The organism is Clostridium estertheticum subsp. estertheticum, from assembly GCF_001877035.1.
Taxonomy (GTDB): Bacteria; Bacillota; Clostridia; order Clostridiales; family Clostridiaceae; genus Clostridium_AD; species Clostridium_AD estertheticum.
On record NZ_CP015756.1, the window covers coordinates 23,915 to 38,878 of the forward strand.

At 30.8% G+C, this 14,964-nt stretch carries 11 protein-coding genes, 2 tRNA genes and 1 pseudogene; 13 read left to right on the top strand and 1 reads right to left on the bottom strand.

Annotated elements, in window-relative coordinates:
- Positions 1-5: 5 nt before the first annotated feature.
- The 5 genes and pseudogenes from A7L45_RS00115 to A7L45_RS00130 form a co-directional block, all read left to right on the top strand.
- Positions 6-96: transfer RNA gene (locus A7L45_RS00115), tRNA-Ser, on the top strand.
- Positions 97-221: 125 nt separating this feature from the next.
- Positions 222-749 carry a GNAT family N-acetyltransferase gene (locus A7L45_RS00120; RefSeq protein WP_071610923.1) on the top strand — a complete coding sequence of 176 codons (528 nt, stop codon included), beginning with the start codon at positions 222-224 and terminating at the stop codon, positions 747-749.
- A gap of 50 nt (positions 750-799) precedes the next feature.
- A tRNA-Arg gene (locus tag A7L45_RS00125) sits at positions 800-876 on the top strand.
- Positions 877-1,250: 374 nt separating this feature from the next.
- Positions 1,251-1,394 (top strand): hypothetical protein, encoded by a 144-nt coding sequence (locus A7L45_RS23020; protein ID WP_169829548.1) that lies wholly within the window; start codon positions 1,251-1,253, stop codon positions 1,392-1,394.
- Positions 1,395-1,825: 431 nt separating this feature from the next.
- A pseudogene (locus tag A7L45_RS00130) lies at positions 1,826-2,155 on the top strand (C40 family peptidase); the annotation flags it as partial.
- Positions 2,156-2,600: 445 nt separating this feature from the next.
- Here the strand turns inward: A7L45_RS00130 and A7L45_RS00135 are convergent.
- Positions 2,601-3,359 (bottom strand): EFR1 family ferrodoxin, encoded by a 759-nt coding sequence (locus A7L45_RS00135; protein WP_071610925.1) that lies wholly within the window; start codon positions 3,357-3,359, stop codon positions 2,601-2,603.
- Between the two features lie 356 nt (positions 3,360-3,715).
- On the opposite strand from A7L45_RS00135, the gene A7L45_RS24155 reads away from it, so the two are divergent.
- The 8 genes from A7L45_RS24155 to A7L45_RS00175 all read left to right on the top strand — a co-directional run bounded on the left by A7L45_RS24155 (position 3,716) and on the right by A7L45_RS00175 (position 14,951).
- A complete protein-coding gene (locus tag A7L45_RS24155; protein ID WP_071610926.1) occupies positions 3,716-5,386 on the top strand; it encodes a leucine-rich repeat domain-containing protein in 1,671 nt (556 codons plus the stop codon).
- 192 nt (positions 5,387-5,578) lie between these two features.
- A complete protein-coding gene (locus tag A7L45_RS00145; protein ID WP_071610927.1) occupies positions 5,579-8,077 on the top strand; it encodes an MBL fold metallo-hydrolase in 2,499 nt (832 codons plus the stop codon).
- A gap of 267 nt (positions 8,078-8,344) precedes the next feature.
- Positions 8,345-9,733: a sugar porter family MFS transporter gene (locus A7L45_RS00150; RefSeq protein WP_071610928.1), complete on the top strand. Its 1,389-nt coding sequence runs from the start codon at positions 8,345-8,347 to the stop codon at positions 9,731-9,733.
- Positions 9,734-9,916: 183 nt separating this feature from the next.
- Entirely contained in the window at positions 9,917-10,564 is a 648-nt protein-coding gene (locus A7L45_RS00155; RefSeq protein ID WP_071610929.1) for a hypothetical protein, read from the top strand.
- Positions 10,565-10,899: 335 nt separating this feature from the next.
- Positions 10,900-11,292 (top strand): bacteriohemerythrin, encoded by a 393-nt coding sequence (locus A7L45_RS00160; RefSeq protein ID WP_071610930.1) that lies wholly within the window; start codon positions 10,900-10,902, stop codon positions 11,290-11,292.
- A 169-nt stretch (positions 11,293-11,461) separates the two neighbouring features.
- Positions 11,462-11,875 carry a MerR family transcriptional regulator gene (locus A7L45_RS00165; protein WP_071610931.1) on the top strand — a complete coding sequence of 138 codons (414 nt, stop codon included), beginning with the start codon at positions 11,462-11,464 and terminating at the stop codon, positions 11,873-11,875.
- A 4-nt stretch (positions 11,876-11,879) separates the two neighbouring features.
- Positions 11,880-13,337, top strand: a complete 1,458-nt coding sequence (locus A7L45_RS00170) for an MFS transporter (RefSeq protein WP_071610932.1) — start codon at positions 11,880-11,882, stop codon at positions 13,335-13,337.
- Positions 13,338-13,589: 252 nt separating this feature from the next.
- Positions 13,590-14,951, top strand: a complete 1,362-nt coding sequence (locus A7L45_RS00175) for a methyl-accepting chemotaxis protein (protein ID WP_071610933.1) — start codon at positions 13,590-13,592, stop codon at positions 14,949-14,951.
- The last annotated feature ends 13 nt before the right edge of the window (positions 14,952-14,964 follow it).

Consider the following 14,964-nt stretch of genomic DNA (forward strand, 5'->3'; position numbering starts at 1 on the left):
AGCCTGGAGAAGTACTCAAGTGGCTAAAGAGGTGCCCCTGCTAAGGGTATAGACTGGGCAACTGGTGCGAGGGTTCAAATCCCTCCTTCTCCACCAAAAACATCTAACATTTGTTAGATGTTTTTATTTTATTATGTGGGATATATATATATATATATATAATTGTTAAATTATTTAAAAGTAACTAAAAATATAATTACTATAATAAATAAGGAGTAAATATGTTAAAAGGAAATAAAGTATCTCTTAGATGCGTAGAACGAAAAGATTTAGATATATTTTATGATATTTGGTGTAATGAAGATATTAAAAAACTTGATGGTAAATTTAGATTACCTCCATCTAAAGAGGATATATTAAATAACTTCAGTAAATTTGTTAACATGGATAAGAAATATCTTAGCATTGTAAATGAAAAAGGAATAGTTGTTGGATATATAACATTTAGAGAAAGTAATGAATGTAAAAATGTATATACACTAGGTATAACTATAGATAAAGGTTTTTGGAATAGGGGATATGGACAAGATGCTATAAAAGTATTGCTTCAATATTTGTTTATGAATATGGCAGCTCATAGAGTGGAGCTACAAGTATTAGATTTTAATTTAAGGGCAATTCAATGTTATAAACGATGTGGGTTTATCGTTGAGGGAAAGAAAAGAAAAGCTTGTTTTTCATATGGAAGTTACAGAGATGTAATAGGTATGGGAATTTTGATAGAAGAATTTATGAACAATAATTTGTAAAAAAACTTTACTCTTATCTTATAATATGGTAGTATAGTAATGTAGTTTATGCGTTGGTAGCTCAGTTGGATAGAGTAGCTGGCTACGAACCAGTTGGTCGCAGGTTCGACTCCTGTCCGACGCACCATAGAAACCCTTACAAACACTAAGTTTGAAGGGTTTTTGTTTTGCCCTAAAATATGGTTATTACAAAAATATTAAAGTGTTTTGCAAAAGCTTACAGGTTCAGTTTTCAATTAAAAGAAAACTTTAATATATTTGAGTTTTAAGAATTTGACTAAAGAGATAGGCTATTAGCTTATCTCTTTTATTATGTTATAAATATAAATTTGAAAAGTTATTATATAATATGAATTATATTAAGTTGGGCTTAGTGTAGTCAAATAATAGTCTAGTAACATTCCGAGATAGATTATAAAAATAAAATATGGTTAAAACCATGAGTAAATAATATTTTATTGGACATACTCTCTAATAGGAATTATTTGGGAGATGATCTATATGCAGGAGATGGAAGTACTAAATATTTTAAATATAATTTTTGAGGCAAGTATTATATTGTTATCTTTATTTATATTTGTTATTGGAGGAATAATAACATATTATTTTAAAGTTAGGGAAGTGGATTCGGATAATTCGAAGTAGAAAACATATAAAAGCTTATTAAATAAATTGCAATGTGCTTGATAATAATTAATTACTAAAAACACGAGGGGGATATAATGATTAAGTTTAAAAGTTTTAGATATATATTATTAACATCAATACTGACAATTGGTATCTTAGAAATTACAACAGCAAAATTATTTGCGACTACACTAACAAATAATACTTATACTGTGAAAAGTGGGGATAGTTTATCTTTAATAGCGCAGGCGCATGGGGAATCATTAAATGATTTAATGAAAGCTAACAATAAATGGGATGATTTGATTATTGCAGGACAAATTCTTAATGTATCTATAAAAGGTAATCGTAATATACACAAGACAGTACGAAATGAAGGTTCTACCTATTTAACAGACCAAGTTGAACAAGAAAAAATAAGAAATTCTGTTGTATTTACTTCAAATCCAATTTTAGAATATGCTTCAAGTTTTCTTGGAGTTCCTTATGTATGGGGAGGGATAAGCCCAGAGGGTTTTGATTGCTCAGGATTCACACAATATGTATTTTCACATTTTGGGGTAACATTACCAAGGGTATCGCAAGAGCAACAAAATGTAGGAAAACTTATATCTAGAGATGATCTTCAACCAGGTGATTTGGTATTTTTCGGGACGCCGGCTCATCATGTAGGAATATATATAGGAAACGGTAAAATGATAGATGCACCTCACTCAGGTGCTGTAATTAGAATCCAGTCACTAAATAGTGACTTTACGTATGGTCGTAGGGTTAATTGAAAAAGATAGAATCAAATACAATTCTACATAAAACAATGTGATAATAAGAGTCCACTCATGGAGTATTTATAATAACATTTATTTTCATTCAAGCTGGTTGAAGGCTCTAGCAACGATAGCAATTCAAGGAAATTTAGATTTGATTTATAGTACATACCAATTTTACAAAATTCTAATACAAATAAATCTTGATAATACATTGGTATGACTATGATATTAGGCACCTCAAAAAATTGAGGTGCCTATCACTTTTTTTGATAAAACAGGATGAATATCAGATTGGTGTTTATTGATACAATAAAATACAAAAGTAACTATAGAATATGAAAAGAAAGCAGAGATTTTAGTATCTCTGCTTTTTATTTTGTTCCTTTTTATTAAATAAATTTTCAAGTTTATCTGCGGCTGATGTATCTGACCTTTGTAAATTGGTAGTAAAAGTATGTTATGACTGTAAATATCCAGTATTGTAATATCTCGGCTTGACTTTTGATTTATTCTTGTATTCAATGGCTTCTTTAGGACAGGCACAGATACAGGCCATGCAGTGGGTACAATTACCAAACCAGCTAGGTTTATTCCCTTCCATTTTAATATTATTCAGAGGACATAAATCAACGCATTTCTTGCAGCCAACACATGCATTGGTAACGTAAAAGCCTTTAGCGCTAACGGAGGTTATATAAAACAGAGGATTAATAAATCTGCTTATAAATCTGCTATAAATGGTTACCTTTTCCACATGGAGGAACTGACGTTGTTTAATTCGCTCTCCAATGGCAAGGATTTGTGGAAGTGCTTTTTTTATAATGGAAGCCGCCTGAACTTTATCAGGTACCTCAAACATAGCAATATAATTTTCAGGCATAATAACCGTTGAAAAGCCCATGAAATCAAACTTCTTTTTATTACATAGCTTCCTTACATAATGTACTGCATTATGAGTATCTGTGCCGCAGGTTAAAATAAAATACGCATGAGAGCTTCCCTTAAAGTCTGTATTTTGAATAAAAGCTTCAACAACTTTTGGTATACGCCATCCATAGGTTGGAGTAACAAATATAAAAGGCTCATGGGAACGAAGGGACACTTTGATTCCTTTTTTTATCAGCTCATTCATTGAGACTACCTCATCATTAGTTATCTTTTGAATGGCCTGTGCCGTATAACGGCTGTTACCTGTACCACTAAAATATAAAATCATAAAAAAGCCTCCTAAATTTACTTAATTACTTGATTATACTATTAATAACATATTTTAATATAAAAAGTTTTAAAGTTATAGAAAAAGTTAATAGCATATAATTATTAAGATCTTAAACAAATATATAAGGCAAAATGAGATTAGTGATAATCAGCAAGTTTTGTTTCATTGTTTTAGTTATACTTATAACGGTATTAATGGAATAATGAAACTATATTGTAAAAATAACGTATATAACAGGGGGAGATAAAAAATATCAGTTCATATTTTAAAAAGAACTTTTTTAGAAATTGAATCGATGAGATACATTGAAATATTTAAATAGTGTTAAAAAAAATAATAGGGGGTAGAAATATATGAATAAAAAAATTACAAGCTCAGTTCTAGTTGCATTAATGATAGCAGGATCAACGTCTTTCTCAGCTTTTGCTGCAATGCCTACGGGTACTATAGTAATAGGAACAAAGGCTTTTGACTTAACTTATGCTAATAACTCTGCAAATGCTTCTGAAATCAGTGCTGCAATGCTCGATGGTGGATCAGTTTATTTTAAAGATTATAACGGAGACTGGATTGACAATATTAAAGGGTCAAAAGTAGCTGCAAGCCTCATACCAGCAGTAACTTATAAAAGCTCATCAGGTACAACTAATTTTGCTGCTTCTGATATAGATACAAATACAAATACGGTAGCTACATCGGCAAAAGTAAGTGCTATTTCTGCTAACCAACTTAAAGAAACATTTAATGGTAAAGTAGCTGATACAAGCAAAGTTGTTTTTACAGTTAAAAGAGAAGCGACGTCTATGACAATGGTTACTACATGGAATGATGCTAAAACAGAAGCTACATTAACTTATAAAGATAACTTACCAGAAGGTACTTATACAGTTGGTGGAATGAATAACACTATTGATATTGGATCAAGTACAGTAGCTGTTACAAAACAGAAAGTATCTAAAATTGAAATATTAGGTGATAAGGTTATTGTAGATCCTCCTATTCCTGTAGGTGCAACTAATTCTTCTAGTGGATTTTGGCCAGGAGATGGTCATGTTTCATACAAAGTACTTGATCAATATGGGGTAGATATAACAGAAAATTCACTAGCATCAAATATTAAGTGGAAAAGTACAATAGGTGCAATTAGCGCTTCAAAGGGTACAATCACCATAAGCATATTGGCCGGAGCAGGATTGAGAGATGTAGGGTATTTGACACAATATGCATCAATAACTATTACAGCTACTGATTCTGATAGTAATACACGTCAAAGTAATACACTTAAATTTGTAGATAAGGCATTGTCAGTTATGTCAGTAAATAAGATTAAAAATACGACGAAGAACATAGGGGATAGTTATACATTACCAGCAACTGTAACCGCAAGTTTAGCTGATAATACAACTAAAGACTTTGTCGTAACTTGGGATAAAGTGGCAAGCACGAAAGTAGCAGGACAATTTACGTTTACAGGTACATTAACAATGGTAGATGGAATTGTTAATACAGATAATGTAACGGCATCAGCTACACTAATTGTAGCAACACCTATTATTGATAAGACAGATATAACGAGTAAGTTTACGGATGATAATTTTAAGAGCATTGTATATTCGAAGATAGGAAAAACTGCTCCTTCGCCAATACTTGAGTCTGATGTTAAAGACATAAAATCATTAGATTTGTCTGGTGCTGAGGTAAGCGGTTCAAGCGGATTAGAGTATTTTACATCATTAACTGAATTAAATTGTTCAAATAATGAGCTAGTAACCCTAGACGTAAGTAAGAATACAGCATTAATTGCATTATCTTGTTGGGGTAATAAGCTAACAACTTTAGATGTAAGTAAAAATGTATCATTAGATATTTTACAGTGCAGTATGAATCAACTAACAAAATTAAATGTAGATCCAGCATTGACTAGTTTAAATTGCACGGATAATAAACTAACAACTATAGATTTAAGTAAGAATTTAAAATCCATGTCTTTTAAGTGCGATGAGAATGTAAAAGTACTGCATTAGAAGCGTTAACGACTACAGATGATGTGGTTATAACAATTAAATAACATATATTATTAATTAATAAGGATACTCGGATTAAGTGAGTATCCTTATTTTTTTACATTATCAATAAATCTAAAGTAATTTGTTATTAACTAGCCCTTATGATATTATGAAAATAATTATTTATACATAAGAAGGAAGTGTCTTAATATGAAACTATCATTTTTAGGTGGAGCCTATGAAATTGGGGCTAGCTGCATTTTATTTAAGATTGACAATAAGAACATATTAATGGATTCGGGCATACGTCAAAGTGCTTCAAAAGATCCCTTACCTGATTTTAGGACAATTCAAGAAACGGGTGGAGTAGACGCTATTATAATTAGCCATGCTCATTTGGACCATATAGGCAGTTTGCCTATGATAAGTAAAGAATATCCAAATGCTAGAGTATATATGAATAATATGACTAAAGATTTAGTAAGAGTATTACTATACGATAGTCTCAAAATAATGAATAACAGAGATGCTGAAATCCCACTTTATGCGCAAGTAGATGTAGAAGATATGTTAAATAGAATCTTTACTATAAATTATGAAGTCGATTTTGAAATTTTTGATTATTTAAAACTTACATTTTATAATGCTGGACATATAGCAGGAGCAAGCTGCGTATATTTGCAAGGCAATGAAGGCTCATTGTTTTATAGTGGTGATTTTTCATTATTTTCTCAAAAATCAGTAGAAGGTGCAAAAATTCCTAGATTAAGACCAGATATCGGTATTTTCGAATCAACTTATGCTGATAAACTACATTCAAATAGAGAAATTGAGGAAAATCGTCTTATAGATATTGTTAGTGATTGCATTAATACTAACGGAAAAATGATAATTCCAGCCTTTGCCTTAGGTCGCGCACAGGAAGTTATACTTATACTTAAAAAAGCGATGAATTCTAAGAAATTAAAAAAAGTTAATATATATATAGATGGTATGGTTAATGATATTAACAGGGTTTACAAATTCAATCCATTGTACCTTAAAAACACTTTAGGAAAAAAGGTGTTAAAAGGTCTGGAGCCCTTTTATGATGATAATATTATACAAGTAAAAAATAAGGAGCAAAGAGAAACCATTTTAGGAAGCGAGGATAGCTGTGTTATAATATCCAGCTCTGGTATGCTTACAGGAGGACCTAGCCAATATTATGCGCAGAAGATTGCTGCTTTAGAGAATGGCTATATAGTTATAACTGGATATCAAGATGAAGAATCACCTGGAAGAAGACTTTTAAATTTGCTGGAAACTGACAAGGAAGATAGAGTTTTAGAAATAAATGGTAAAATAGTTCCTGTAATATGCAGAGTAGAAAGAGTGGGACTATCTGCTCATGGAGACAAAAGTGAAATTCAAGCTCTCATAGCAAAACTAAGTCCTGATAATGTGTTTTTAGTACATGGTGATAGTGAAGTTATTAATACATTTGCAAAGGAAGCTGCAAGAGAAATCCGTGGTAAGCTTTTTGCACCTAAATCTGGCGAGGGATTTGATATAGAAGTTAAAGCTCCAAGACGACAATTAAGCAAACAAATCCCTTTTGTAATGAAATCAAAGAATCAACTAAATAAAGAAAATTTTAAATTATTATGGAGTTTTGTTCGTGAAAAATATATGGATAAATTTTTTACTATTGAAGAATTAACTTTCATATGGAGTGGTACAAAAATTCTTAAAGCCCTGGAAGTAGATAATTTTAGAGTTCAACTTTTAGATTCTCCTTATTTTGAAAGTGATTTAAGAAGACTTTTCTTGTTTAAGGCTAGAACGCCTGAAGATGTAACTTACGATTTATTACCTAAATCATTAAAAGCCAACGAAATAACCGATCTTGTTTCAGAAAGTTTAAGCTCCTATGAATACAAAAAACTAGGACTAAATCAAGAAGAAAGAAAAGCAATTTTGTATTTTGATTTTCCTAAAACAATAGATAAGTCTATCCATGAAGTTATTAAAACACTTGAAGGAAAAACTGGGTGGAAGATTGAGATAAATGATCAAATAAATCTTAATTCTTCTGACAAACTTATACGAAACTTATTAAAAGAGGCTGATATAAAAAAAATATCTTGCCATCTTAAAGAAAATAAAATTATAGTAACGCTAAAATCTTTTTTTGAAATCACCACAGAATTAGAAGATTTTAAGCATATTACTGGTGTGGATTTATTGATTCAAAGTGAAGGTAACATTTTATCAAATTCTAAGGTTACTGATAATAGCAGTATGTTTAGTGAATATAGCACCGCTCCACTAGAACAAAACAAAGCTTTCGAACTTATTGATGAAGCATTTATGTATGAGGAATTTAAGCCATATAAAAAAAGTATAAAGTATAATCACATTGGAAAATATATAGAGCTTACTTTTATTTCTCCGGTTGTTGGAAAAAAATATTTTGATAAACTTGAAAAGTTATCAGAAATATTAGCCTGGAATATAATCATATCAACTTCTGTTAACCAAAATGCCATTATAAATTTAGTATTACAGTTATGTGATAAAAATGATGTTAAATTAAAAAAGAATCCCGCTTTTAATGAAACTGCTTTAAAAGTTAGCTTAAAGTGTGAAAATATAGATGATGTTATATTTCTTAAAATAAAAGAAACATTTGAACATAACACCGGATGTACTTTAGCCCTGGGATAAAATTAGTGGTAATAGTAGTAGTTTAATCGCAGTAGATATTATTGATTAACAAAGATATTCATATTAAGTGGGTATCCTTGTTTTTTTGCATCAACCGTATTCACATCTTATTAATTAACTATTTATTTTAAATTAAAAACTTTTTAAAGTGCATTGAAAAAGTTTATTTTAAGTGGTATACTAAATTTGTAATGAAAACGTTTAATAATTACAAAGCCATGAGACAATAAATTTGCAAATAAGTTAAATTAAATAAAAAAGTAGGAGATGGTTCTGGTGAAGGGAAAAAGAAAAATTAGCAATACTCTAATATATGTTTTCGGTGCACTTAGTGGACTTTTGTTTGGTTATGATACAGGAGTTATTTCAGGTGCAATTCTGTTTATTCAAAAACAAATGCATCTTAATTCATGGCAACAAGGCTGGGTTGTTAGTTCTGTATTACTAGGGGCTGTTCTAGGTGCTGCGATTATTGGACCAATGTCTGATAAGTATGGACGTAGGAAATTGATTTTACTATCATCGATTATTTTCTTTGTTGGTGCACTTGGATCAGCATTTTCACCAGGGCTTTTTACATTGATTTTATCACGTATTGTCCTTGGTATGGCGGTAGGTGCTTCATCTGCCTTAATTCCAACATACTTAGCAGAATTATCACCTGCAGAAAAACGTGGTTCTGTGTCAAGTTTGTTCCAGTTAATGGTAATGAGTGGTATTTTATTAGCTTATATAACTAACTATAGTTTCTCTGATTTGTATACGGGTTGGCGTTGGATGCTTGGCTTTGCTGCTATTCCGGCCGCAGTTCTTTTCCTAGGAGGTCTTGTATTGCCAGAAAGCCCTCGTTTTTTAGTTAAAGACGGTCGGTTTGAAGAGGCCCGAGATGTCTTAGAACAAATGAATAAACATAATGAAAGTGCTGTTAATAATGAACTTGTCCAGATTAAGAAACAAGCTGAAATGAAAAGTGGAGGAATTAAAGAATTACTGGGTAAATTTGTTCGACCAGCATTGGTTATTGGTGTTGGGCTAGCTATTTTCCAACAGGTTATGGGTTGTAATACAGTTCTTTACTATGCACCAACTATATTTACTGAGGTCGGATTTGGTGTTCAAGCGGCTTTACTTGCTCACATCGGAATTGGGATTTTTAACGTAATTGTTACTGTTGTAGCTGTCATGATAATGGATAAAATTGATCGTAAAAAGATGTTGATTTATGGGTCTATTGGAATGGGAACTTCATTATTAATTATGAGTTTTTCAATGAAGTTCTCTCATGGATCATTAACTGCTGCAATTATTTGCGTTATCGCATTAACCGTTTATATTGGGTTTTTCTCAGCTACTTGGGGACCTGTAATGTGGGTGATGATTGGTGAAGTATTCCCTCTAAATATTCGTGGACTCGGCAACTCATTTAGTAGTGTAATTAATTGGGGTGCTAACATGATTGTATCATTAACATTTCCTCCATTACTGAATTTCTTTGGGACTGGTAGTTTGTTCATAGGTTATGGTGTCCTTTGTTTTGTTTCAATATGGTTTGTTAAATCTAAGGTGTTTGAAACACGTAACCGTTCTCTTGAAGAGATTGAAGCTACTCTTAGAGCTCGTGTTAGTGAAAACGATAAGCAAGATATTTGTAGTTAGAATTTCTAAATATTACATTCAAATGGCCCCATATCATTAGATATGGGGCTATTGTTTTTATAAAAGTAGATTGTTTTATGAGATTTTTTAAATATATGTTATGTTAATCAAACAAAGAGGGCAATATATATGATAAACTAATAAGACTAACAAAAGTTAAATAGAAGAAGAGAGGTGTATTAAATGGGATTTATTAAAGGCATATTTAATAAAAAAACTCAAAATGTAATAAATGATTATAAAAATAAAACTCCAGAAGATATAAAATATATTGATTCGTATATAGATATAATTAAACTAGCATTAGTGAAGAATAATATAACTACTGTTGAATTATTTTATTCATTTGATGGTGGAGAATTATTTGATAAGATCAAGGGTGAAAATTCATCTAGCAACATTTTAGTTTTATACAAAGGAGATATTGACAATTTAATTGCAAAAAACGGATATACTAGTGTGTGTCACTCAAAACGAGGTAATTATTCTTTAGTTATTTTTCAACATCAATTTATATATGAAGAGTTATTTGGAGTTGAATTATGGAATGATGGAAGTTCAACACCTGAGAAAATACATGCATTTAATTGTTACATAACAGAAAAAATTAACTATTTTGCAGGAATGAATTGTGAAGTTATGGGTATAGGTGTAGGAAATATCAACAAGAAACAGTATGAAAATTTTATGGAAGATTATCACAATGAAGTTAAAACACCTAAGATTAAAGCAAATCCAGGTAAAGTAGCAATATATACAGGGATTGCATCTACAATTGGGGCCGGATTACTTATAGGTTTAAAGATATTGTCTAAAAAAGATAAGAAATAACACAGGAAATCATACATTTAATAAAAAAATCACGCTAATCCTAGCGTGATTTTTTATTTATTAAACAAAATGTTATTCAATACACATAAAAATATCATTTTTATATTTCATTTGGAATCACTCCTTCAACCATGTGTTAACTATAGTATAATCAAATTAATTTTATTTTGCTGTTCCATTTTTGCTAATATAGTTTTATGTTGACAGTTATGCTTAATATATCATATATTATAAATACATATTCGATTTTAGAATATAGTAAAATGTAATTAGCAGCGAAGATTTTTATAAATTCAATTTAAATGGCTGTAAATTATGTCTGGAGGGAATTGAATATGTTAGTTTGGAAGGATAATTTTTCAATTGGAATGGAGATAATTGATGTTCAACATAAACATTTGTTTGATATAGGAAATCAAGCTTATTTATTATTAGAAAATGGATTAAAGGTTGATAAATATGATGATATAAATTTAATAATAGAAGATTTAGAAAGGTATACTATATACCATTTTAAGTGTGAAGAAGAATATATGCTTGAAATCAATTATTCTGGGTATGAAAATCAAAAGAGAGATCACACTGAATTTATTGATAAAATACACAAAATGCGTTTAGTTGATATCGACAAAGACCAACAGGAAGCTATAGAAGATTTGCTAGCGGTTATCTTTAACTGGCTTATAGATCATATATTAGGTGAGGATAGATTGATAATGGGAATATAGCTTAATAATAAATCTAAAAGAAACACTAGAAAAACAATTAAACCCAGTAACTGCAATAGTTATTGGGTTTAATTGTTTTTTGAAAACTCACAAGTAAAGGTTTTAATATAAAACTGTATCCTTGACGTGAAGGTTATAGTAGAGTAATATACTTCATCGGGGGTGAATTATGGATACAAAATATTATAAAATCGAAGAAGTTGCGACTATTACTGGACTTACAAAAAGAACTTTAAGGTATTATGAAGAATTGGAACTTATAATCCCTAAGAGAACAGATGCTTCTTATAGATTATACAGCGAAGAAGACATTGATAATATTAATAGAATAAAGGATCTAAGAGAAAGCCTAGGATTTTGTTTAAATGATGTTAAAGTTATTCTAGATTTAGAAAAAGACTTTAAACGAATTTTCAAAGAAAACTTAAAAGATGATATTATGATAAATAAATCTATAAACCTTATTAAAAAACAAATAACATCAATCGAAGAAAAAGAGCTTTCACTTGGTAAATCTAAAGAAAAATTTAAAATAGCTCTAAAAAAACTTGAAGAATTTCATCGAACAAAACAGGAGGAATAATTTAATGAAAAAAATCGACTACAAATGGACAGCACTATCATGTACTACACTGGGGGCTCTCTTTTCAGTTCTTAGTGGAAGTACATTGCTTATAGCACTTCCATCTATTATGAAAGACTTACACACAAGTATGAGTATAGTTACTTGGACTATTATGGGATACATGCTTGTAATGACAATATTGGTTCCTTCAATTGGAAGGATGGCAGATATGGTGGGCAGGAAAAAACTTTATGTCAGTGGATTCGCAGTTTTTACCTTAACATCGATTTTATGTTCAATCTCTCAAACGGGACTTCAACTCTTGGTATTTAGAATGATCCAAGCGGTTGGAGGAGCTCTAATGGTGGCAAATAGTACTGCAATAGTTGCAGATGCTTTCCCTAAAAGAGAACTTGGAAAGGCACTTGGAATAAACAGCATGATAATATGCGTGGCGTCAGTTGCTGGACCTATACTTGGAGGCTTTCTTATAAGTATTGGTTGGAGAAGCATTTTTTATATTAACATCCCAATAGGTATTATCGGAACATTTTGGGCAGCGTTTAAACTTAAAGAGACAAAAGTACCTTTTGAAAAACAAAAGTTTGATATAAATGGTACAGTTGCTTTTTCAGCAGGGATGCTTGCACTACTAACAGCATTAACTTTAGGTGGTTTTAGTGGATGGTTTAATATTTATGTATTAACATTATTTTTAGTAGCAATTATCCTTTTAACATTGTTTGTTAAAATAGAAAATACAGTCGAGGCTCCTATGCTTGATTTAAGGTTACTTAAAACTAGAGTACTTGCATTTGCATTTGCAGCTAATTTTCTAAATGGTGTTGCAAGAGGAGCAGTAACATTTTTATTAATATTTTACTTACAAGGAGTAAAAGGAGTGGACCCAATGCTTGCTGGGATACTTTTATCACCATTCGCAATAGCTATGATGATTGTGTCACCATTTAGTGGGTGGTTATCAGATAAATATGGTGTAAGGATTTTAAGCTCAGTAGGACTTCTTATCTCCGCTGTAGGACTTGCAGGGCTTATGATTATAAAGCCTGACACACCTATTATTGAACTTATTATATGGATGTCAATTATGGGATTTGGATCAGGAATGTTCTTTGCACCAAATACAAGTGCAATAATGGGAGGTGTACCTGCAGATAAGAGAGGCATAGCTGCTGGACTTCGTACAATGCTAACTAATGCTGGAATGGTACTCAGTATTGCAATTTGCATGGCGATTATTTCATCTAGTATATCACCTGATGCTATGCAAGCACTCTTCGTTGGATCACAAGTAGGTGGTCAAGGAATTGCTACTGGTCAATTTATTACAGGCCTTCGAACAGCATTTACGCTTTGTTTTGTTTTTAGTTTACTAGCCGCATTTATATCCTATTTAAGAGGACCAAGTGCAGTATGGGAGGAAGAGGAAGAAGAAAAAGAAGATAGAGTTTACAATTAAATAAAAAGTGCACTTAAACTATAATATATACCCCGTGGAGTAGATTTTCTTAAAAAAATACTCCACGGGGTATTTTTATGTTAGATAAAATAACCTAAAGAACTCAAGTAGTAATAACAAATACTCGATAAATATATTATAGTATATATTTAATAAAGTATCAGAAAGTATATTACAAAGTATGAATTATATGTTAATATGTATTCAAGAATATTTTTAAAGTTCAATTAAACATAAAGGAGGAGGGACATAATGGGTGTTAAACATTCGGATGTTGTAGAAAAACAGGAAAGCGAAGATAATAAAAGGGGTATGTCTATAAGAAAAAAAATACCTTTATTTTTCGGAATACTAATAGCTATATCTATGATGACAATTTCTATTTTTACTTATATAAAGTCATCACAAATAATATCAAATCAAGATGGGATAAGACAAGCAGTGGATCAATTGGCAAATGGAGTTTATATAATATCAATAATTGTAATTATAATTTCTATATTAATAGGTATAGTTTTATCAAGGTTATTAATAAAACCATTAACAAAGGTAACAATATTAATTGATAAAACTTCTAAATTGGATTTAAGTGATGACGAGGATATAGAAAATTTAACTCTAATCAATGATGAGTTTGGAGATATAGCTAGGACTATAGTTAATATGAGAAAAACATTAAAAGATGTTGTAAAGGATTTAATAGAAGCATCAGAAAATATAAGTAATAATGAACATTCTGTTGAAGAACTTGCGAATGCATTAAAAATTAAGGCAGAAGAAAGTTCTAGTGAAACCAAAACATTATCATCTGGAATGGAAGAAACTGCGGCGACAGCACAAGAAATTTCAGCTTCTTCAGGAGAAATGAAAAATATGGTTAGTTCAATAGCTGCGAAGGCGTCAGAAGGAACAAGTATAGCACAAAACATTGTTCAAAAAGCAATGGGAATTACAATGGGAACAACTGGTTCTAAGGAAGAAACGGATAAAATATATGGTAATATAAAAAACAAGTTAGAGGCTGCAATAAATGATTCAAAAGCAGTTGAAGAAATACATGGGCTTGCAACTTCAATACTCCATATAACTAGCCAGACTAATTTATTAGCTCTAAATGCGGCGATTGAAGCTGCTAGGGCTGGAGAAGCAGGAAGAGGATTTGCTGTAGTGGCAGATGAGGTTAGAAAGCTGGCAGAGCAATCCGGAGATACAGCAGCTAATATTCAAAATGTAGTTAAAGTGGTAAGTGATTCTGTAAAAAATCTATCCGCTAGTTCGCTTAAAATGTTGAATTTTATGGATGAAGAGGTTTCTTTGAATTATGAAATTATTATGGGCACGGGTAAAGAATATACAGATGATGCAGAGAATTTTAATAAATTTATGAAGGAATTTGATGAAACAGCGAAACATTTAAATGAATCAATAAATGGAATTTCAATTGCAATAGATCAAGTAGCAGGTACGGTTAATGAAGGCGCAGAAGGTATATTTAAGATATCAGATAAGAGCGTCGATATTGTAAACGAAACGGAAGCAATAAAAAATACTACTAGTGGTAACAAAATTAGTGCAGAAAAATTAAGAAATATAATCTCGAAATTTAAAATGTAATAAAAATAGGACT